Below are 20,606 nucleotides of genomic sequence, written 5' to 3' on the forward strand. Positions count from 1 at the left end.
GCGCGCCCACCACCCAAGGATGCACGCGATGGACTTCTCCAAATTCTTCATCGACCGGCCGATCTTCGCCGCGGTGCTGTCGATCGTGATCTTCGCCGCCGGCCTGATCTCGATCCCGCTGCTGCCGGTCGGCGAATACCCCGACGTCGTGCCGCCTTCGGTGGTGGTGCGCACGGTCTACCCCGGCGCCAACCCCAAGGTGATCGCCGAGACCGTGGCCACGCCGCTGGAGGAATCGATCCGCGGCGTGGAAGGCCTGATGTACATGAAGTCGGTGGCGAGTTCCGACGGCGTGCTCACCACCACGGTCACCTTCGCCGCGGATGTCGACGCCGACGAGGCCACGGTGCGGGTGCAGAACCGGGTCAGCCAGGCGCTGGCGCGCCTGCCCGAGGACGTGCGCCGCCAGGGCGTGACTACGCAGAAGCAGTCGCCGGTGTTCCTGATGGTGGTGCATCTGGTCTCGCCCTCGGGCAAGTACGACACGCTGTACCTGCGCAACTACCTGCGCCTGCACATCAAGGACCAGCTGGCCGGGATTCCCGGCGTGGGCGACGCGCAGCCCTTCGGCGGCGGCGATTACGCGATGCGGCTGTGGCTCGACCCGGACAAGGTCGCCGCGCGCGGCATGACCGCCGGCGACGTGGTGCGCGCGGTGCGCGAGCAGAACATCCAGGTGTCGGCCGGCCAGCTCGGCGCCGAGCCGATGCCGGGCGGCAGCGATTTCCTGACCCCGATCAACGCCCGCGGCCGGCTGGCGACCACCGAGGAATTCGGCAACATCGTGCTCAAGAGCGGCGAAGGCGGAGAAGTGGTGCGCCTGTCCGACGTGGCGCGCATCGAGCTGGCCGCCGGCGACTACACCATGCGCGCGCGACTGGACGGCGAGAACGCCGCGGCGATCGGCATCTTCCAGGCGCCCGGCGCCAATGCGCTGGAGATCCGCGACGAGGTGATCCGGCGCATGGACGAGGCTGCCAAGCGTTTCCCGCCAGGCATCGAGTACAAGTCGATCTACGACACCACGGTCTTCGTGCGCGATTCGATCAAATCGGTGATCACCACGCTGCTGGAGGCCACCTTGCTGGTGGTGCTGGTCGTGATCCTGTTCCTGCAGACCTGGCGGGCGTCGATCATTCCCCTGATCGCGGTACCGGTGTCGGTGATCGGCACGTTCGCCGCGCTGTACCTGCTCGGTTTCTCGATCAACACCCTGACCCTGTTCGGATTGGTGTTGGCCATCGGCATCGTGGTCGACGATGCGATCGTGGTGGTCGAGAACGTCGAGCGCCACATCGAGCAGGGCGCCACGCCGCTGCAGGCCTCGCACCTGGCGATGAAGGAAGTCTCCGGGCCGATCATCGCCATCGCTCTGGTGCTGTGCGCGGTGTTCGTGCCGATGGCGTTCCTGTCCGGTGTGACCGGCCAGTTCTACAAGCAGTTCGCGGTGACCATCGCCATCTCCACCGTGATCTCGGCGATCAATTCGCTGACGCTCTCCCCGGCGCTGGCGGCGCGGCTGCTCAAGCCGCACGACGCGCCCAAGGACCGTCTGACCAGAATGATCGACCGCGGCTTCGGTTGGCTGTTCCGCCCGTTCAACCGGTTCTTCAATCGCAACGCGCAGCGCTACGAGCGCGGTGTGTCGAAATCGCTGGGCCGTCGTGGCTTCGTGTTCGCGATCTATGCCGGCCTGCTGCTGGCCACCGGGCTGATGTTCCAGGTGGTGCCGCGCGGCTTCATCCCGGTGCAGGACAAGGGATACATCATCGCCGGCGTCAAGATGCCCGAAGGCGCGTCGATCGAGCGCACCGACGCTGCGTTGAAGAAGATCGGCGCGATGGCGATGGAGATCGAGGGGACCCAGAACGATGTCGCGTTCCCCGGTTTCAACCCGCTGCAGTTCATCAACACGCCCAACTACGGCGTCACCTTCATCAACCTCAAGCCATTCGGCGAGCGCGACCGCAGCGCGACTGAGATCAACGCCGAGCTGGCGGGCAAGATCCACGGCATCCAGGAAGGCTTCGCGTTCTCGCTGCTGCCGCCACCGATCCAGGGGCTGGGCAACGGTTCGGGCTACTCGGCCTTCATCGAGGACCGCGGCAACCTGGGTTACGGCGCGCTGCAGAGCGCGGTGCAGGCCTTCCAGGGCGCGGGCGCGCAGACGCCGGGGTTGGGCTTCATCAACTCCAGCTACCAGGCCAACATGCCGCAGCTCGATGCCGAGGTCGACCGCACCAAGGCCAAGGCCCAGGGCGTGCCACTGACCGAGCTGTTCGACACGCTGCAGACCTATCTGGGATCGTCCTACGTCAACGACTTCAACCTGTTCGGCCGCACCTGGCAGGTGATCGCCCAGGCCGACGGGCCGTTCCGCGACAACGTCGAGGACATCGCCAACCTGCGCACCCGCAACCTCAACGGCGAGATGGTGCCGATCGGCAGCATGGTGAAGGTGACCGAGGCGTTCGGGCCCGATCCGGTGATCCGCTACAACGGTTACACGGCCGCGGATCTGCTCGGCGAGGCCGACCCGAACGTGCTGTCTTCGGCGCAGGCGATGGAGAAGATCGAGGAGATCGCGCAGCAGGTGCTGCCCAACGGCATGGAGATCGAGTGGACCGACCTGAGCTACCAGCAGGCGACCCAGGGCAATGCGGCGCTGGTGGTCTTCCCGCTGGCGGTGCTGCTGGCCTTCCTGGTGCTGGCGGCGCTGTACGAAAGCTGGACCCTGCCGCTGGCGGTGATCCTGATCGTGCCGATGTGCATGCTGGCCGCCTTGATCGGCGTGAACCTGACCGGCGACAACAACGTGTTCGTGCAGGTCGGTCTGGTGGTGCTGATGGGCCTGGCGTGCAAGAACGCGATCCTGATCGTGGAATTCGCGCGCGAACTGGAACTGCAGGGCAAGAGCACCGTGGAAGCGGCGCTTGAAGCCTGCCGCCTGCGTCTGCGCCCGATCGTGATGACCTCGATCGCGTTCATCGCCGGCACCGTGCCGCTGGTGCTCTCGCACGGCGCCGGCGCCGAGATCCGCCAGGCGACCGGCATCACCGTGTTCTCGGGGATGCTCGGCGTCACCCTGTTCGGCCTGTTCCTGACGCCGGTGTTCTACGTCGCCCTGCGCAAGCTGGCCAAGCGCCCGCTGGTGCGGCACGACGACCACGCAGCGGAGACGGTGCATGCCTGAGTCCGCACCCCGCATTCCCACACACGAGGATATCCGCAGGGCGATCGGCGGCGGCGCGACCGGACACGGCCGCGCCACGCCGGAACCTTCCGCCTCGTCCCCCCTACAGGAATCCCCCATGAACCAAGCTCAAGAGAAGATCGCGCTGGTCACCGGCGCCACCCGCGGCATCGGCCTGGAAACCGTGCGCCAGCTGGCGCAGGAAGGCGTGCGCACCCTGCTAGCCGGGCGCGATGACGAACGCACCGCAAAGGCCGCGCAGGAACTGCAGGACGAGGGCTTGCCGGTCGAGGCGCTGACGCTGGACGTGACCGACGGCGCCAGCATCGCCGCGGCCGCGGACGAGGTCGCCCGCCGCCACGGTCGGCTCGACATCCTGATCAACAACGCGGGGATCGCGCGCGACGAGATCGGCAAGAAGCCCTCGGAGCAGCTGCTCGACACCTGGCGCGAGACCTTCGACACCAATCTGTTCGGTGTGGTCGCCACCACCCAGGCGTTCCTGCCGCTGCTGGGCAAGGCGCCGGCCGCGCGCATCGTCAACGTGTCCAGCATCCTCGGCTCGCTGGCGCTGCACAGCGATCCGGCTTCGCCGATCTACGATTTCAAGATTCCGGCCTACAACGCGTCCAAGAGCGCGCTCAATGCCTGGACCGTGAACCTGGCCCACGAGCTGCGCGGCACTCCGATCACGGTCAATGCCGTACACCCGGGCTATGTGCGCACCGACATGAACAAGGGCGAAGGCGAACTGGAAGTGGCCGACGGCGCACGCAGCAGCGTGCAGATGGCGCTGCACGATGGCGATCATGCCAACGGCAGTTTCACCCACCTCGGAGAAGCGCTGCCATGGTGATTCGGACACTGGCGATCAGCACGCTGGCCGCCGCGCTGGCCGCGTGCGCGGTCGGGCCGGACTACGTGCGGCCCATGCCGTACGCGCCGGAGAATTTCGTGCGTGCCGAGGCGACGGCATCGACCCCGGCGGCCGCGACTCCGGCCACGACCCCGGCAGGTACCGCCGATGTGACCGCAGGCGACGCCGAATTCTGGCGCGGCTTCGGCGACGCGCAGCTGACCGGCCTGGTCGAGGACGCGCTGTCCTACAACCACGATCTGAAGATCGCGTTGGCCCGTTACGACCGCGCCAATGCGCTGCTGCGCGGCGCGAAGTACGACTACTTCCCCACCATCACCGCTAGCGGCGAAGCCAGCGATTCGCGCCTGTCCACCGACCAGGCGGCCGGCGGACCGCGGGATGGCGAAAGCTACAGCGCCGGCATCGATGCGGTGTGGGAACTGGATCTGTTCGGCCGCATCCGCCGTGGCGTGGAAGCCAATCGCGCCGAAGCCGCGGCCAGTGCCGCCGACCTGCAGGCGCTGCAGGTCGCGGTGGTAGGCGAAGTCGCGCGCACCTACGTGGAACTGCGCGGCCTGCAGGAACGCCTGCGCGTGGCGCGCGAGAACGCCGAGAACCAGCGCGAAACCCTACGCCTGGTGCAGGCGCGTCTGGACGCCGGCCGCGGCACCGAATTCGACAGCGCGCGCGCACGCGCCCAGCTGGAAAGCACCCAATCGCGGGTACCCGCGCTGGAAGCGGCGGTCGCGGTGGCCATGCACCGGCTCGCGGTACTGACCGGCCGCACGCCCGATGCGCTGGTCGCGCAGCTGGAGCCGCTGCAGCCCCTGCCTGCATTGCCGACGAAGCTCGATCCCGGCACCCCGGGCGATCTGCTGCGCCGCCGGCCCGACATCGCTGTGGCCGAACAGCGTCTGCACGCGGCCACCGCGCGCATCGGCGTGGCCACCGCAGACCTGTTCCCGCGCTTCACCCTGGGCGGGTTGCTCGGCAGCCAGGCGATCGACAGCGGCGACCTGTTCGAAGGCGGCAGCGAGACGCGATTCGTGGCGCTGGGCATCGACTGGTCATTCCTCGACATCGGCCGTGTGCGAGCGCGCATCGCCGCAGCCGACGCCGATGCCGAAGGCGAGCTCGCCAGCTACCGGCAGTCGGTATTGCTGGCGCTGGAGGACACCGAGAACGCGCTGGTGCGTTACGCCCGCGCGCGCCGCGAGGACGGACATCTCGAGCGCGCCGCGATCGACAGCGCGCAGGCCGCGCGTCTGGCCCGTCTGCGCTTCGACGCCGGCGCCGCCGACCTGCTGGAAGTGCTGGACGCCGAACGCACCCAGCTGCAGGCACAGGATGCGTTCGCCGATGCACGCACCCGCAGCGTAGCTGGCGCGATCGGCGTATACAAGGCGCTCGCGGGCGGCTGGCCGCAGCGCATGCCGGTACGCGAAAAGCTGGCCGATGCGCGATGAAAACCAGAACGCCCCCAAGACGCCACCAAGACGCCGACCCCCCCCTTCATCCCCGTATGACCTAAGACCCGATCAGTCGATGCAGGACTCGCCCGCCCTGAACTTCGCCGCCGTGCTGTGCAGTGATGGACCGCATCTGGCGCTGCCTGAAGCGCAGCGGATCTTCGCCCCATTCATCGGCAGCTGGGACCTGATCGTGCGCTGGTTCGATGCGCAAGGCGAGCGCGCGCGCGAGGAGCGCGGCGAATGGCATTTCGCCTGGGTGCTGGAAGGCCGCGCGATCCAGGACGTGTGGATCGTGCCGCAGCGCGATGAGCGCGCGGTACGCCCGGAGGCTGGCGAGTACGGCACCAGCCTGCGCTTCTACGACCGTGACATCGACGCCTGGCGTTCCACCTGGATCGGACCTTTCCATCGTTACCTGCGTCGCTTCACTGCACGGCGCGCGGGCGACGAAGTGGTGCTCGAAACGCTCGAAGACGAAGCGCCCCCGCCGATGCGCTGGATCTTCTTCGACATCCAGGCCGATGCTTTCCGTTGGCGCAACGAGGTTCTCGACAACGGCCGCTGGCGGGTGCAGCAGACCTTCGATGCAACGCGGCGACCCGGTCACGGTTGAGGCGCCGCCAGCATCCGGATTCCTGCAGAGCCGACCTGCCAGGCCCGACACACAAATCGCAAAAGCAAACATCAAGGAGTACTCGACATGCACGCGCTCATCGTTGTCGCGCATCCCGATCCCGATTCGCTCAGCCACAGCGTTGCTGCGAATGTTGCCGAGGGCGTGTCCCTGTCCGGTCATGACAATACCTTCGAAATCGCAGACCTCATGTCGGAAGGTTTCGACCCGAGGTTCACCGCGTCCGACATTGCCGTTCATCGCACGCTGGCTCCGCCCTCCGCCGATGTCGCGGCCGAGCAGGCGAGGATCGACCGCGCCGACGCCCTCGTGCTGGTCTATCCCGTCTACTGGTGGTCGATGCCGGGTCTCTTGAAGGGATGGATCGATCGTGTGTTTGCCAATGGTTGGGCTTACGACGAAGGCCCGGATACGAAACTGGTGAAGAAACTCCACCACCTGCGGGTTCATCTCGTCGCCGTCGCAGGCGCCGATGTGCGGACGTATGCGCGACATGGCTATTTTGGCGCGATGAAGACGCAGATCGACCACGGGATCTTCGATTACTGCGGTGCGCGCGTCGTGACCTCCGAACTCATGTTCGATTCGCAGACACAGGATCCTGTTGGTCATCTGGACGCCGCTCGCGCCATTGGACGCAATCTTTTCAATGCTTCCGGGCGATCCGACATGGCAGCAGCAGCATGAGTACATCCCACGTCGCGAACGATGGCGTCAACTGCCGCATCGTCCTCGCCAGGCGGCCGCGCGGACTGCCCACGCCCGCGGACTTCCGCCTGGAACAGGCCGACGTACCCGAACCCGGCGAGGGGCAGGTGCTGATGCGCACGCTGTTCCTTTCGCTCGATCCCTACATGCGCAACCTGATGGATGAGGTCGCGCCGGTCTACGCGCGCCGGGTGGAGGTGGGCTCACCGATGGTCGGCGGCACCGTCGGGCGTGTCGTCGCCTCGCGGCATCCGCGCTTTCGCGAAGGCGACCTGGTGCTCGGCAACGCCGGCTGGCAGGACTACGCGCTGTCGGACGGCAGCGACCTGGTCGCCATCGGCGATATCGACCCGCCGTCGCTTGCGCTGGGCGGGCTCGGGATGCCGGGGTTCACCGCGCACGTGGGTCTGCTCGACATCGGTCAGCCGAAGGCCGGCGAGACCGTGGTGGTGGCTGCCGCGACGGGCGCGGTCGGCGCGGTGGTCGGCCAGATCGCCAGGCTCAAGGGTGCGCGCGCGGTCGGCATCGCCGGCGGCGCCGACAAATGCCGCTACGCGGTCGAGTCGCTCGGGTTCGATGTCTGCCTCGACCGCAACGCCGCCGACCTGGCGGAACGTCTCGCCGAGGCCTGCCCGCAGGGGATCGATGTCTATTTCGAGAACGTGGGCGGCGCGGTGTTCGATGCGGTGCTGCCGCTGCTCAACATCGGCGCGCGCGTGCCGGTGTGCGGGATCATCGCGCATTACAACGACCAGCGCCTGCCGCCCGGCCCGGACCGCCTGCCGCTGCTGCAGGCCACGCTCCTGCAGAAACGGATCCGTATGCAGGGCTTCATCATCCTCGACCACTACGGCGAGCGCTTCGACGCATTCCGCCGCGAGATGGGCGAGTGGCTGCGCACCGGGTGCGTGCAGCTGCGCGAGGACCGCGTCGACGGGCTTGAGAACGCACCGGGCGCGTTCATCGGCCTGCTCGAAGGCCGCAACTTCGGCAAGCTCGTGGTGCGGGTGTCCGATGATTGAACGCGCGAACTCGCACGGCGACGTGACGCCGGCCTCCGCAACACACGCGGAACGCCGGCCATGAACGCGTGGTGGCTGCTCGGCGCCGCCGGCGCGCTGGAAATCGTGATGGCGCTGGCGCTGAAGGCCTCGCAAGGGTGGACCCGGCCATGGCCCAGCGCGATCGGTCTGATCGCGGCGATCGCCAGTCTGTTGCTGCTGACCCAGGCCATGCGCCACCTGCCCGCCGGCACCGCATATGCGGTGTGGACCGGCATCGGCGGCGTGGGCGTGGCGGTGCTCGGCATCTTCGTCTTCGGCGACAGCGCCTCGCCGCTGCGGCTGCTGTGCATCGCCCTGATCGTGGCGGGCATCGCGGGGCTGCGGCTGCTGGATGCGTAATCGACGAGCGCGCCGCGCTTGCGTAGCCGCTTGCTTCCGCCCCCTCATTCATCAATCCAGGAGACATCATGGAATACCGTTTTCTCGGAAACTCGGGATTCAAGGTGCCGGTGCTTGGTTTTGGCGCCGGTACCTTTGGTGGCAAAGGGCCGCTGTTCAGCGCATGGGGCGATACCGGTATCGCGCAGGCGCGGCGCCTGGTCGATCTGTGCCTGGACGCCGGCGCCAACCTGTTCGACACGGCCGATGTGTACTCCGACGGCGCGTCCGAGGAGATCCTTGGTGCGGCGATCGAGGGCCGGCGCGATGCGGTGATCGTGTCGACCAAGCTCACGCTGCGTGCCGGCGACGGCCCCAACGACATCGGCGCTTCGCGCCATCACCTGATCGCCGGCGTGGAGCGCGCGCTGCACCGGCTGCGCACCGACTACATCGACCTGCTGCAGCTGCACCACTTCGATGCGCGCACCCCGGTCGAGGATGTGATGTCGACGCTCGACGATCTGGTGCGCGCCGGCAAGGTGCGTTACCTGGGCGCGTCCAACTTCTCCGGCTGGCAGCTGATGAAATCGCAGGCCGTCGCCGCGCACCGCGGCACCGCGCGCTTCGTCGCGCACCAGGCCTACTATTCGCTGATCGGCCGCGATTACGAATGGGAGCTGATGCCGCTCGCCCTCGATCAGGGCATCGGCGCCGTCGTCTGGAGTCCGCTTGGTTGGGGCCGGTTGACGGGAAAGCTGCGTCGCGGCCAGCCGCTGCCCGCAGGCAGCCGCCTGCACGAAACCGCCGGCTTCGCGCCGCCGGTGGACGAGGAGCGCCTGTACCGCGTGGTCGACGCACTGGACGCGGTCGCCGCCCAGACCGGCAAGAGCGTGCCCCAGATCGCATTGAACTGGCTGCTGCAGCGGCCGACGGTGTCGACCGTACTCATCGGTGCGCGCGACGAGGCGCAGCTGCGGCAGAACCTGGAAGCGGCCGGTTGGGCGCTGGACCCGGCGCAGGTTGCGATGCTCGACGAAGCCAGCCGGGTCACGCCGCCGTATCCATACTACCCGTACTGGAACGGCCAGTTCTCCGAACGCACGCCGCCGCCGGTGTAGGCGCGGGAGATCGCGTCCGCGACCCGTGACCATCGAGGAGCAGATCATGTCGACCGAATACAAGGGCAGCTGCCTGTGCGGCCAGGTTCGCTATTCTGTCGCCGGTCCGATCGAGGACGTCTCCCACTGTCATTGCTCGATGTGTCGCAAGGCGCATGGCGCGGCCTTCGCCACCTACGCCAACGTGCCGGCGGCCGCGCATCGTTTCGTGCAGGGCGGGGAACGGTTGCGGGTGTTCAATTCATCCGGCCATACGGAGCGGGTCTTCTGCTCCGTGTGCGGTTCGCCCATGCTTTGGCGCAACCCGGTCGAGTTCCCCGGGATCGCGTCTTTCCCCCTCGGCAGCCTGGACACTCCATTCCGCCCACCGGTCGAGCGCCATATCTTCGTCGGATCCAAGGCGGTGTGGCACCAGATCGGCGACGCCTGGCCCCAATCGCAATAGCGCCTGCAGCGGATCGCGCACAATTCCGGCCGGCCGCTCCATCTCACTGACCAGCATGAATACGACCGTCGCCTTCAGGCCGTACACGCACGCCGACCGGGAGGCCTGTCTCGAGCTGTTCGATGAAAACTGTCCTGAGTTCTTTGCGCCGAACGAACGCGATGACTACGCGAACTTCCTCGATGCCGAGCCGGAAGGGTATGAAGCATGCATCGTCGGCGACCGGATTGCAGGGGCTTTCGGCCTCATTGTCGGCAATGCGCGGCGCATGCATCTGAACTGGATCCTGCTCGATCCGAAGTTCCAGGGGCTAGGCATCGGCTCGGCCATCATGGGGCGGATCACGACCCTGGCGATGGCTGCGGGAATCCACGTCGTCGATATCGCCGCCAGCCACAAGTCCGCGCCATTCTTCGCGAAGTTCGGGGCGGTTGCGACAGCGACGACCCACGATGGATGGGGGCCCGGCATGCATCGTGTGGACATGGAACTCAGGACGGGGAAGCCCGACGCTTCATTCGAACCCGCGCCGATCCGCGACGGCCACGACTGACGCATGATGCACTGAGGATGCGGCAATGGGCCGGGCGATTGCGTCGATTCGATTATTCCAACATAATCGAAATATGGATACGACTCACGCTGTGACCGCACTCGGGGCCTTGGCCAATGGTTCCCGGCTGTCGGTGTTCCGACACCTGATCGCACTGGGCCCGGAAGGGGCCTTCCCCAGTGACGTCGCCGGGACATTCGATCTTCCCGGGGCGACCCTGTCCTTTCATCTGAAGGCGCTGCTGCATGCCGGCCTGATCGAGGCCGAGCCGCAGGGCCGCAACATCCGCTACCGGGCGAACTTCGCGCAGATGCAGGATCTGGTCGATTTTCTGACCAAGAACTGCTGCGGCGGCGACCTGTCCAGATGCGTGCCCGCGTCCGGCAAGCGGCTGACGGCCGCGGGCATGCGCGCCAGATCCGCGCGAGCCCGTTAATCCATGTCCATCGGCATCCGTCTCGCTCGCGCCGGCGGGTCAACGAAAGTTTCGCCATCCGATCCTCTCGAGCTTTTCCGCAGGCACATCCAATGACTATCCGCGTTGGCATCAACGGCTTCGGCCGCATGGGCCGTCTCACCCTGCGTGCGGCCTGGGGCAATCCCGACATCGCGTTCGTGCAGATCAACGATCCGGCCGGCGATGCCGCCATGCTCGCGCATCTGCTGAACTTCGATTCGGTGCACGGCCGCTGGGAACATGAGGCAACCGCCGACGGCGATGCCCTGGTGATCGACGGGCAGCGCATTCCGGTGACGCGCAACAAGGACATCGCGGCGACCGACTGGTTGGGCTGCGATGTCGTGGTGGAAGCCTCGGGCAAGTTCCGCAAGCCCGATGTGCTGCAGCCGTACCTGGATCAAGGGGTCGGGCGGGTCGTGGTGACGGCGCCGGTCAAGTCGCAAGGCGCGCTCGACATCGTGATGGGCGTGAACCACCGGCGCTTCGATCCCGCGCAACACCGGATCGTCTCGGCGGCATCGTGCACCACCAACTGCTTCGCCCCGCTGGTCAAGGTCATCCACGAGAAGCTCGGCATCCGCCACGGCAGCCTGACCACGATCCATAGCCTGACCAACACCCAGGTGATCGTGGATGCGCCGCACAAGGATCTGCGCCGCGCGCGGTCCTGCGGCAGCAGCCTGATTCCGACCTCGACCGGATCGGCGACCGCGATCGCCGAAATCTTCCCGGAACTCAGGGGGCGGCTGAACGGCCACGCCGTCCGGGTGCCCCTCACCAACGCCTCCTTGACCGATTGCGTGCTCGAAGTCGAGCGCGCCACCACGGTCGACGAGGTCAACGGCCTGCTGCAGGCCGCCGCTGAAGGCGAGCTCAAGGGCATCCTGGGCTACGAGACGCGCCCGCTGGTGTCGATCGACTTCCTGCACGACCCGCGCTCCAGCATCATCGATGCGCTGTCCACGCTGGTGATCAACGGTACCCAGGTCAAGCTCTACGCCTGGTACGACAACGAGTGGGGCTACGTGAACCGTACGGCCGAACTCGTGCAGCTGGTCGGCAACGCACCCCGGTAACACCGTCATGCTCGCGCGCCTGTCGCCGGACGTCCGCCAGTACCTGGTCATCACCGGCAACTACTGGGCCTTCACCCTGACCGACGGCGCGCTGCGCATGCTTGTGGTGCTGCACTTCCACGCGCTGGGCTACAGCCCGCTGCAGGTCGCCTTGCTGTTCCTGTTCTACGAGATCTTCGGCGTCATCACCAATCTCGTCGGCGGCTGGCTGGGGGCGCGCATCGGGCTCAACCGAACCATGAACATCGGCCTGGGAATGCAAGTTGCGGCCCTGTCGATGCTACTGGTGCCGGCCGCGTGGCTGACGGTGCCGTGGGTGATGTCGGCGCAGGCGTTGTCCGGCGTCGCCAAGGACCTCAACAAGATGAGCGCCAAGAGCAGCATCAAGCTGCTGGTGCCGGGCGATCGGCAGGGCGCGCTGTATGGCTGGGTGGCGGCGCTGACCGGCTCCAAGAACGCGTTGAAGGGCGTGGGCTTCTTTCTCGGCGGTGCGTTGCTGACGGCGATCGGGTTCAGGTGGTCGGTGGCTGCGATGGCGATCGGCCTGGCGCTCGTCTGGCTCCTCAGCCTGGTGTTGCTGAAGCGCGATCTCGGCAAGGCCAGGAGCAAGCCGAAGTTTCGCGACCTACTGTCCAAGAGCCGCGCCATCAATCTGCTTTCGGCGGCGCGGCTGTTCCTGTTCGGCGCCCGCGATGTCTGGTTCGTCGTGGCGCTGCCCGTGTTCCTGGCGCAGTCGCTGGGCTGGGACTTCTGGCAGGTGGGCGGCTTTCTCGCCGCATGGGTCATCGGCTACGGCCTCGTGCAGTCGATTGCGCCGTACTTCACCGGTCGGCGCAGCGGCAGGGTGCCGGACGGCCGCACCGCCTTCCTGTGGGCGGTGGCGTTGGCGGTGATTCCGGCCGCAATGGCCAGTGCGCTGGTGCAGGGACAGTCACCGCAGTACGTGCTCATCGCAGGGTTGGCCGTCTTCGGCGTGCTGTTCGCCGTCAACTCGTCGCTGCACAGCTATCTGATCGTGAGCTATGCGGCGGAGGACGGCGTCTCGTTGGATGTCGGCTTCTACTACATGGCCAATGCGCTGGGCCGCCTGCTGGGCACGATCCTGTCGGGCTGGATCTTCCAGGTGGCAGGGCTCGGCGCCTGCCTCACGATTTCGGCGGCCATGGTGGCTGCTGCGGCGATCGTTTCGATTGCACTCCCACGTCACAAGGTCACGCAGCTCGAATCCACCGGATTGCAGCCGCCCGGTGGAAGCGGCCGCTAGCTGGTCAGGAACTGCAGACGGCTCGATAATCGCACCCGTTGCACGCCAACGTCTGAGCCGAGCGGGGATCGATGACGCACCGACTGTTCGTTTACGGCACGCTGGCGCCGGGCCGGCCCAATGCACACGTGTTGGCGAATGTCCCGGGCGAATGGGAAGCAGCGACCGTGGCCGGAAGATTGTTCCAGCAAGGCTGGGGCGCGGCCGCGGGCTATCCGGGGATCGTCCTCGATCAACAGGGCGAAGCAGTCGAGGGCTTCCTCTTCAGCTCGCAGCACCTGTCCGGACACTGGGCCAGGCTCGACGCGTTCGAGGGTGAAGGCTATGAGCGCGTGCTGACCACGGCGAAGCGCAAGGACGGCACGGTGGTGGATGCGTACATCTACGCGCTCAGCCGGAGCGGCTTGCCGCCTGGTGCGGCAGGCGGCTGATCGTTCGCTGAGCGCCTGGTGACCTTGCTGGCTTGAACGAATCGTTGGAGCACTCGCAGGCTTAAATCGAGTGCGCCGCTGTGACAAGCAGCCCGCCAATGATGGCGAGATTGGATTGCCAGGTGCCGATCGCGTTGGCACGCGCCGGTTCCTCCATGTCCCAGAAGTTGAGCAGTAGCACCGAAGCCGCGATGGTGAAGGCGGCTAACCCCAGGGCGGCCCAAGCCGGACGAAAGCCGAAGATCAGTGCCAGGCCTGCCACGATCTCGAACGCCGTACCGGAAAGCAGCACGAGTCTGGCCGCAGGGACACCGCGCGCGGCGATTGCCTGGGTGACCGGCGCAAGGATGAAGAAGTGGCGAACACCGGCAACCACGAACAGGCCGCCCAATAGCAGGCGGCCCGCGAACCACAGGATTGCTTGAGCCACAGGTTGCATGATTCATCAGCCCTCCGACCCCGGATCAAGTCGGGCCGCAAGGCGGCATCGGCTTGAATGATTTGTCAGCCTGTACCCCGCAACGCATTCTCTAAGCGTTGCTTGCGGAAGCCAAGAACGCCGAGCAGCAATACGATGGCAGACAACGACAGCGATGCCAAGGTAACGGCTGCCTCGCTTCCCTCGACGGCCAGCCCGAGTGCCCGGGTCAGCACGGAAGCATCGTAAAGGGTCGCAGCGGCCAACGCGGCGCCAGCAGCGACGAGGCATGCAGAGCCAAGCTTCTTCATGGTCTTTCCTCCAGAACTCAGTGGTGGCTTATGCGGCTAACCTCAGAACCAAGCCGGAGTGACGCCAGTGAAAAGGAAAAACAGCGCGCGCTTCATTTAGGCCTGGCTTGGCGTAAGGTCGGGAAAACCTAAATCCAACCAAGCCTGCCTGGCTATCCCACCGCGACGAAATGGCCCGAACGGCAGACGAAATGGGGAATTTGGGGACGAGCAATTGGCATGCGGTCAATCGCCCGAACCAATCCGGGCCACGAAGCGATTTCGGCCCGGGCAAATGACCAGCAGCCGCTTACCCGCGCGGCGACAGGGGACGTTTTGGAAGGCCCGGATCCATATGATCCCAGGGTTGGGCGCTGGATACGTAGAAGTCGAGGCTGGGTTGGTACAAGGACGGGTCGTCCAGCGAACCAGGACGTATCCCGAACAAGCCGGGGATTGCCTCGAGTTTCAAGAAGAGTTGCGTCCCGCAGTTCTGGCAGAAGCCACGCTCGATAGCGTTGCCGCTGTCCCCTTTCGAGACGAAGAACTTGGGGATGCCGGTGATGCTCACGGTGCCCATTGGGAACATCATGACCGGAGCGTAGGGACCGCCAGAAGCGCGCTGACAATCCGTGCAATGGCAGTTCCCGCCGAATGCAGCGTCGGCATCCGTTGCATAGCGCACGTTGCCGCAAAGACATCCACCCGAATACGCCATGCGCGATGCTCCCTCCGAAGATGCCTGATGCCTGATTGCGCCGCGCCCTGAAGTGGCTCCGGCTTGGGTGGAGGCGTCAGGGTGCGATCCGTCGCACCCACGGCACGACCGTCTCGCCGTCGCTGTCGACCAACGCCTGGCCGCTCGAGAAACCCAGACGCGATACCACCCTGGAAGACGCCACGTTGTCAGGGAGTATATGGGCAACCACCTGTTGTGCGAGCCCGGTCGAGGCTGCCAGCTGCAGCAAGCGCTCGACAGCCGAGGTCGCAACCCCTCGGCCTCTCTCGCTCCGGGCAACGCCGTAACTGATCTCCACCGTGCCATTGACCGGCGCAGTCTTGAACCCGCACCCGCCTAGAACCGACTGACGGATCTCGGACACCACCAGGAACGGGACGCACCAGAAGGGCGGTCTGCCGAGTTCCAGCTGGGTCAGCGCGCGAGTCGCTACCTTGGCAGGCGGCAGCGCGCCGTCTGGAATCGCCATCGCGCCAAGGTCGACAGCCTCGGACGCGGCAAGGCGGCGCAAGTTGGGAAGGTCGACGGGTATGAGCGCGATGCTCTCCGGATCTGCGACCTGTGACATAGGTTTCTCGCACCCACTGCGAAGCGGTTCCGGCTCGGGAAACTGTTCGGCGTACGCGACCAGTCTGCAAGCCTGACCTTACCGCTTGCGGCTGTCGTAATAATGATTATCTCCCCCATCCAGGTACTCGTCGACCAAGACGAGCCCTGCATTCGAAATGAGATCTTTGTAGGTATCCGCTCCTAACGACAACGACTGCTGGCCGGTCAGTACGTCCTTCCAGATACAGGCTTCTGCCGGTGATGTGAACAGAAAACGTCCACCGGAGCTCAATGTCTGAGCGATCCGACGAATGAGCCTGTCCTGCACGTCGGCCGGCAGCAGAAACATCAACCCAACCGCAACGATGGCGTCGAATTTTCGACCGAAGAAACTTGAATCCTCGACCGCTTCACAAACCACGTGCGCGCGAGGAAAACGGTCACGAAACATGGCGGCCAGAGTCGGCGAGGAATCCACGCCATAGACGTCGAATCCATCGTCCATCAATGCCGCAGAGATCGGCACGCCATGACCGCAGCCGAGATCCAGAATCGATAACCCGGGTTTGAGCGATCTGGCCCACGACCGCACCGTCGCGGCGCCGATGCCAGACTGCTCGCGGCGCGCCATGAACTCCGTGGCGACAGACTCATAGCCGTTCGACGGATCGTGATCGGGCATGGCCATCATCGACATCCTGCGTCCTCCGTTGCGTGGCCTGGCGCGTCAACCAAGTCGCGCTGCGAAGCGACTTCGGCTTGAATGAGCTGTTAGGTGCCAGGCGGCAGGGCCCGTTGCGCACGGAACACTGCCAGTACCGACATGAGCACCCAGTTGAGATACGCGAAACTCCCTACCAATATGCCCGTGATGCCGGAAGTGCGCCAATAGCCGAAGAAATATTCGAAGCCTTCAGATTTCGTGGCAACAACCACGACCAGGGACACGGCAAGCCCCAAGATCAAAGTTGCGATGGCGCTATGGAGCGATGGCTTGCGGCTGAGTGCATTTGCCCAGGCGGCAAAAGATATGGGAGCAAGGGCAAAGCATCCGAACCCTCCCGACACCCAGCCATGGCCTGCGCCGGCGAGCGCGATGCCGGCGAATAACACAAATGCCGTTATCAGTGTGGCGGCACCGTATCTCATGGCGTCCAGCGTCAGAATTAGGCCGACCCGCGAAGGGGGTTCGGCTTGAATGAATTGTTAGGGCCCATCCAGGTACCCCGGAACCTCCTGCCACGGAGCGCCGGGAGCGTCTCGCTCCCACGCAGTACCAGCAGGACGGTTGATGAGGTCTGACAAAGTTGGGTCCATTTGTAGGAACGCCGAGAGCGGAGTGACAACGGTATTGGCGTTGTCATTCACAAACTCTTGATCCTCATTGCCGCTCCAGAATACCCAGCCAGAATCATGCTCGTTATTGGGCGTGAGCCGAAATGCAAAGAGAACGGGCTGCCGATCTGGCCCGATCACTTGGCGGGATGCCAAAGCGAGCGGCGCATTCTGAGCGAGTCTGCTAGGCGAGTCCTTCACTGGGGCGGTACCGGCGATGGTAGGAGTAACGAGGATCATCAAGGCAACGAGCGCGAGATACTTCATATGGGCCTTAACGCCTGAATTAAGCCGAGCCGCGAAGCGGGTTCGGCTTGAACGAATTGCTAGTCAATGCACTTGCCTGAGCTTCCACCGCCTAGAGGAATGGGCAGCCCTTGCTTTTCCACATGGTAGTACAGCGACAGGACCTGCCATTGCGACCCCACCTTGTACAGCTGGACGCTGTTGACGCCGACGAAATCGGGGGCGGTTGAGGTCTTGTCGGTCCTCGACTCCACGACGCTATACGCCACCGCGAAGCGGTCGTAGGTCTGTATGACTCGTGAGACCTCGCACTCATAGAAGCCTTTCTCCCCGGCGCGCTCGTAGTGCTTGAGGAAATCTTCGGCTGTGGAGCGGCGCATGACGGGGACACCCGCCTGGTACCGCCCGCCGAAGATCACGGCATCCTCATGGAAAATCCGCTTGAGAGCGGCGAGATCCGCACTGGTGCCAGGATCGTTGGACAAAGCGCTCCACAGCGTGGAAACCGCCGCCTCAGGCGTGATTTCAACGGCAGACGCGCAAAGCGGTACCAATAAGAGCGATAGCAGCAGACTTCGCATGGGGGGGGGTCCTTGGTGTTGCCTAACGCCTGAATTAAGCCGAACCGCGAAGCGGTTTCGGCTTGAATGAATTGTTAGGTGGCCAACCCGGGACGTGCAATTGGCAGAACCACCTTTGCGCCACAGGACGGACATACAGCATCTGGCTGGAAAGCCGCCTGCGCAAAGTCTTGCGGCAGATTTGCCCGGCACTGTACGCACAAGAATTGATTGACGGGGTTCCGGTCACTGGCAGGGACGTACCTAACGCCCTTCTCATCAAACTCGACCACCCACCAACCATTGGCTTGGTCGTATTGGGCCGTTCCGTGACCCTCAAGATCCTCATCGTCATCTGACCAGTCGAATGCGACAAGGGGCAGCCCCTCGCGCAGTATTAGGCCGGCATTGGCTAGATCGCGGAGAGAGCCGAACGTGTCAAGAACGACAGCGGTTCGGTCGGAGTTCTTGACGCCGCGGACGAGTCCGTTGAAGTCAGCGTAGATTCTGGGCAGCGACATTGTTTGCTTGGCCACCCAACGCCAGAATTAAGCCGACCCGCCAAGCGGGTTCGGCTTGAATGAATTGTTACGCCTCATGGCCACCGCAGCAAGCCCTCATGCGCTTTGCCTGCGGTCCAGTACACGTCGCAGAAAAATCGCTGAAACCAAGTGCCTACTTTGTAACGTGAGAGGACCCCTGAATAGTCCAGGTTTAGGATGCTAGGCTGGACAAACCGGAACTTGTAGTCGCTCTCAAGTATTTGGATGAACGATAGAATCTGATCAGAAGAGTGAGTGTATGGCGGGCTACCAAACCTGCCGGTAGTAATTAGGTCGCCGAACTTTGAGAACAAGATCGAGGTTGGCGAGCTAGGACTACCGGTTGAGGTGTGTGTGAAGAGAGCCCCGTCTTGAAACGACGAGGGGCTAGGGATGTCCCAACGTGTCCCGGTTAGCTTTTCCAAGCGACGCCCTGCCCGTTGCACGCGGTTGAGTAGCTCTACCGTATCGAGAGCAGGGAATGGTTCTGCGGAATCGAAGGTGCCGAGATCCGAGATTTCGAGCATGCCTTTCATGAGGCCTAACGCCTGAATTAAGCCGACCCGCGAAGCGGGTTCGGCTTGAATGAATTGTTAGGCACCACTAGCTGAAGAACAGGCTGAGTATGGCGCCGACTGCAATGAGAGCAATAACTGCGCCTATGGCGCCGATGACGAATGGGAAGGCTACCGCAGCTACACCTAAAAAAGCCGCAGCAATACAAGGCCGCCGAGGCTCTTTGCGGACGAATCCGAACACGGATAAGACAATAGCAATTCCGCCTAGCAGCGACGTGGCCGCAATTACGATCTGATCTCGGTCCCACGAACCGTCCCTTTGAGGTTCTTTAACCCGACCCGTCAGACGGTCGACTGTGGCGTCTCGGATAGCGACGACCTTATCCGCGATCACATCTTCGATCGGTGGCGAAGGAGCGGCTGCTACAACCCAGAAATGCACAATTGCAATGAGAAGCGCGAGAGCGCCAACGCCAAGGCCGAGCGTACTTAGCTTGATTGAACGGTGCTGTGTCATGTGGTGCCTAACGCCTGAATTAAGCCGAGCCGCGAAGCGGCGTCGGCTTGAATGAATTGTTAGACCTGTGCTTCTGGGAAGTTGATGCCACGAGCTTTACCTGCATGCTCCAGTCCCGTTGCGACAGCCTGCGCGAACGCGAAGATTGTCCAAGCGATTTCCGAGAAGTCACGCTGATCAAAGTCTATCCGATCTCCAATTTTGAACTCTTTGGTTCTCCGCGTCAGGCGTGTTATGACAGTTCCACCCTTCTCAAGATACATCGGTGGCTCGAAAGGTATCTCTACACCTTCGACCTCAACGGCAGTACCAAGGCCGAGCCACTTAACTACCAATCTGTCACCGTCCGTCTTGTCCCTCTCTCCGACGATGCCAGATCGGTGGCCAAGGCAGTTACGTGCAGCGTTTATAGATCTTACTTCTTCCAGCTTTTCATCGGGGATGGAGAAATCCGGTTGCGCAAGAAGCCAGTCAAGCTTGTCAGACAACGACTGCCGATGGAATTTAGATATCTCCTTGTCTCTTAGGGAAAGCTCTGATGCATCCAAGGTTTCACCTGCCGCTTGCCGCCCGATAAGCGCGTATAGCGTTAGAACTTGATGCGCCTCTTCGAGGACAACTGAGATCAACTCGGCAATGTCCCGGAATCCGTTCTTGAGTATCCAGCTCCTCCATGCCGAGTCTTCCTCTTCGCGGCTCCAACTGAGCCCTGATTTAAACTCGATCGAGAACGGCGCAACCTCGGTCGCTTCACCTTGCGCTCCTCCACTTAGTCCGCGTGATACGAATCGTGAAGCCTCTTCCAGCGCCCTGTTGATGCGACCAAGTAGCGCTGCAAGATTGAGATTTACGGATAGTCGGTGCACAGGTCTAACGCCTGAGTTAAGCCGGGCCGCGAAGCGGCCTCGGCTTGAACGAACTGTTAGGCCGCACTGTAGCGCGGCCCGGGAACAGTGAGGAGGCGATGGACCGCCGCCCCATGTGGCCGGGAGCCGACCACGGCAGGGCGCAGCCCAAGAATGCCGCTGGAAACGCAACATGGGTCGACCAAGCACCGATGCCCCGATGCCGCGAGAGCACTCGGGCGCCAAGGCGAGCCAGGTCGGACAGAAACCGGAGAACGATTGGCGGCATGGCGCGAATTGACCACTCCATGTTGGTTCTACATGCGGCCTAACGCCTGAATTAAGCCGACCCGCGAAGCGGGTTCGGCTTGAATGAATTGTTAGGGCTCAATGCGACCGGTCTTTGGCTACGACCTGGTACACCGGCCCACCTAGCAGCCTATGCTCTT

General features: G+C 64.2%; 23 protein-coding genes. 14 read left to right on the forward strand and 9 right to left on the reverse strand.

The genetic code is table 11. From position 1 onward, the window contains the following. Positions 1 to 28: 28 nt before the first annotated feature. From MC380_RS08450 to MC380_RS08515, 14 genes are all read left to right on the forward strand, one after another. Positions 29 to 3,193: a multidrug efflux RND transporter permease subunit gene (locus tag MC380_RS08450; protein WP_242102041.1), complete on the forward strand. Its 3,165-nt coding sequence runs from the start codon at positions 29 to 31 to the stop codon at positions 3,191 to 3,193. 118 nt (positions 3,194 to 3,311) lie between these two features. Beyond that, entirely contained in the window at positions 3,312 to 4,049 is a 738-nt protein-coding gene (locus MC380_RS08455; RefSeq protein WP_242164161.1) for an SDR family oxidoreductase, read from the forward strand. Next, positions 4,043 to 5,518, forward strand: coding sequence for an efflux transporter outer membrane subunit (locus tag MC380_RS08460; protein WP_242102039.1), 1,476 nt, complete (start codon positions 4,043 to 4,045; stop codon positions 5,516 to 5,518). Before MC380_RS08455 ends, MC380_RS08460 begins: the two co-directional genes overlap by 7 nt. A gap of 79 nt (positions 5,519 to 5,597) precedes the next feature. Further along, complete coding sequence (locus tag MC380_RS08465) at positions 5,598 to 6,137, forward strand: hypothetical protein (RefSeq protein ID WP_242164163.1); 540 nt, start codon at positions 5,598 to 5,600, stop codon at positions 6,135 to 6,137. A gap of 87 nt (positions 6,138 to 6,224) precedes the next feature. Next, positions 6,225 to 6,845 carry an NAD(P)H-dependent oxidoreductase gene (locus MC380_RS08470; protein WP_242164164.1) on the forward strand — a complete coding sequence of 207 codons (621 nt, stop codon included), beginning with the start codon at positions 6,225 to 6,227 and terminating at the stop codon, positions 6,843 to 6,845. Beyond that, positions 6,842 to 7,888 (forward strand): NADP-dependent oxidoreductase, encoded by a 1,047-nt coding sequence (locus MC380_RS08475; protein WP_242164166.1) that lies wholly within the window; start codon positions 6,842 to 6,844, stop codon positions 7,886 to 7,888. Before MC380_RS08470 ends, MC380_RS08475 begins: the two co-directional genes overlap by 4 nt. Positions 7,889 to 7,948: 60 nt before the next feature. Then, complete coding sequence (locus tag MC380_RS08480) at positions 7,949 to 8,269, forward strand: multidrug efflux SMR transporter (RefSeq protein WP_242102035.1); 321 nt, start codon at positions 7,949 to 7,951, stop codon at positions 8,267 to 8,269. A gap of 68 nt (positions 8,270 to 8,337) precedes the next feature. Then, complete coding sequence (locus MC380_RS08485) at positions 8,338 to 9,369, forward strand: aldo/keto reductase (RefSeq protein ID WP_242164168.1); 1,032 nt, start codon at positions 8,338 to 8,340, stop codon at positions 9,367 to 9,369. A gap of 25 nt (positions 9,370 to 9,394) precedes the next feature. Next, the gene (locus MC380_RS08490) at positions 9,395 to 9,814 is read left to right on the forward strand and encodes a GFA family protein (RefSeq protein WP_242164170.1); all 420 of its coding nucleotides are present in this window, start codon (positions 9,395 to 9,397) and stop codon (positions 9,812 to 9,814) included. Positions 9,815 to 9,869: 55 nt separating this feature from the next. Beyond that, positions 9,870 to 10,367: a GNAT family N-acetyltransferase gene (locus tag MC380_RS08495; protein ID WP_242164172.1), complete on the forward strand. Its 498-nt coding sequence runs from the start codon at positions 9,870 to 9,872 to the stop codon at positions 10,365 to 10,367. Positions 10,368 to 10,392: 25 nt separating this feature from the next. Then, on the forward strand, positions 10,393 to 10,803 hold the full coding sequence (locus MC380_RS08500) for a helix-turn-helix domain-containing protein (protein ID WP_343223561.1): 411 nt from the start codon (positions 10,393 to 10,395) through the stop codon (positions 10,801 to 10,803). A gap of 92 nt (positions 10,804 to 10,895) precedes the next feature. After that, entirely contained in the window at positions 10,896 to 11,903 is a 1,008-nt protein-coding gene (locus tag MC380_RS08505) for an ArsJ-associated glyceraldehyde-3-phosphate dehydrogenase (RefSeq protein WP_242164174.1), read from the forward strand. Positions 11,904 to 11,910: 7 nt separating this feature from the next. Next, positions 11,911 to 13,167, forward strand: a complete 1,257-nt coding sequence (gene arsJ, locus MC380_RS08510) for an organoarsenical effux MFS transporter ArsJ (RefSeq protein ID WP_242164175.1) — start codon at positions 11,911 to 11,913, stop codon at positions 13,165 to 13,167. Between the two features lie 71 nt (positions 13,168 to 13,238). Beyond that, on the forward strand, positions 13,239 to 13,598 hold the full coding sequence (locus tag MC380_RS08515) for a gamma-glutamylcyclotransferase family protein (protein WP_242164177.1): 360 nt from the start codon (positions 13,239 to 13,241) through the stop codon (positions 13,596 to 13,598). Positions 13,599 to 13,659: 61 nt separating this feature from the next. Here the strand turns inward: MC380_RS08515 and MC380_RS08520 are convergent, their stop codons facing one another. The 9 genes from MC380_RS08520 to MC380_RS08560 form a co-directional block, all read right to left on the reverse strand. Further along, positions 13,660 to 14,037: a DoxX family protein gene (locus tag MC380_RS08520; RefSeq protein WP_242164179.1), complete on the reverse strand. Its 378-nt coding sequence runs from the start codon at positions 14,035 to 14,037 to the stop codon at positions 13,660 to 13,662. A 65-nt stretch (positions 14,038 to 14,102) separates the two neighbouring features. Further along, entirely contained in the window at positions 14,103 to 14,327 is a 225-nt protein-coding gene (locus MC380_RS08525) for a hypothetical protein (protein ID WP_242164181.1), read from the reverse strand. Between the two features lie 289 nt (positions 14,328 to 14,616). After that, the gene (locus MC380_RS08530; RefSeq protein ID WP_242164182.1) at positions 14,617 to 15,024 is read right to left on the reverse strand and encodes a GFA family protein; all 408 of its coding nucleotides are present in this window, start codon (positions 15,022 to 15,024) and stop codon (positions 14,617 to 14,619) included. A gap of 76 nt (positions 15,025 to 15,100) precedes the next feature. After that, positions 15,101 to 15,613 carry a GNAT family N-acetyltransferase gene (locus tag MC380_RS08535; RefSeq protein ID WP_242164184.1) on the reverse strand — a complete coding sequence of 171 codons (513 nt, stop codon included), beginning with the start codon at positions 15,611 to 15,613 and terminating at the stop codon, positions 15,101 to 15,103. A 78-nt stretch (positions 15,614 to 15,691) separates the two neighbouring features. Further along, positions 15,692 to 16,291, reverse strand: coding sequence for a class I SAM-dependent methyltransferase (locus tag MC380_RS08540; RefSeq protein ID WP_242164186.1), 600 nt, complete (start codon positions 16,289 to 16,291; stop codon positions 15,692 to 15,694). Positions 16,292 to 16,365: 74 nt separating this feature from the next. Beyond that, on the reverse strand, positions 16,366 to 16,743 hold the full coding sequence (locus tag MC380_RS08545; RefSeq protein WP_242164188.1) for a hypothetical protein: 378 nt from the start codon (positions 16,741 to 16,743) through the stop codon (positions 16,366 to 16,368). Between the two features lie 512 nt (positions 16,744 to 17,255). Next, entirely contained in the window at positions 17,256 to 17,756 is a 501-nt protein-coding gene (locus MC380_RS08550) for a nuclear transport factor 2 family protein (RefSeq protein WP_242164190.1), read from the reverse strand. Between the two features lie 1,124 nt (positions 17,757 to 18,880). Further along, entirely contained in the window at positions 18,881 to 19,312 is a 432-nt protein-coding gene (locus MC380_RS08555) for a hypothetical protein (protein WP_242164192.1), read from the reverse strand. A 59-nt stretch (positions 19,313 to 19,371) separates the two neighbouring features. Beyond that, complete coding sequence (locus MC380_RS08560; protein ID WP_242164193.1) at positions 19,372 to 20,178, reverse strand: hypothetical protein; 807 nt, start codon at positions 20,176 to 20,178, stop codon at positions 19,372 to 19,374. Between the last annotated feature and the right edge of the window lie 428 nt (positions 20,179 to 20,606).

The sequence above is a fragment of the Lysobacter sp. M15 genome (genome assembly GCF_022662515.1).
Classification (GTDB): Bacteria; Pseudomonadota; Gammaproteobacteria; order Xanthomonadales; family Xanthomonadaceae; genus JAKPBU01.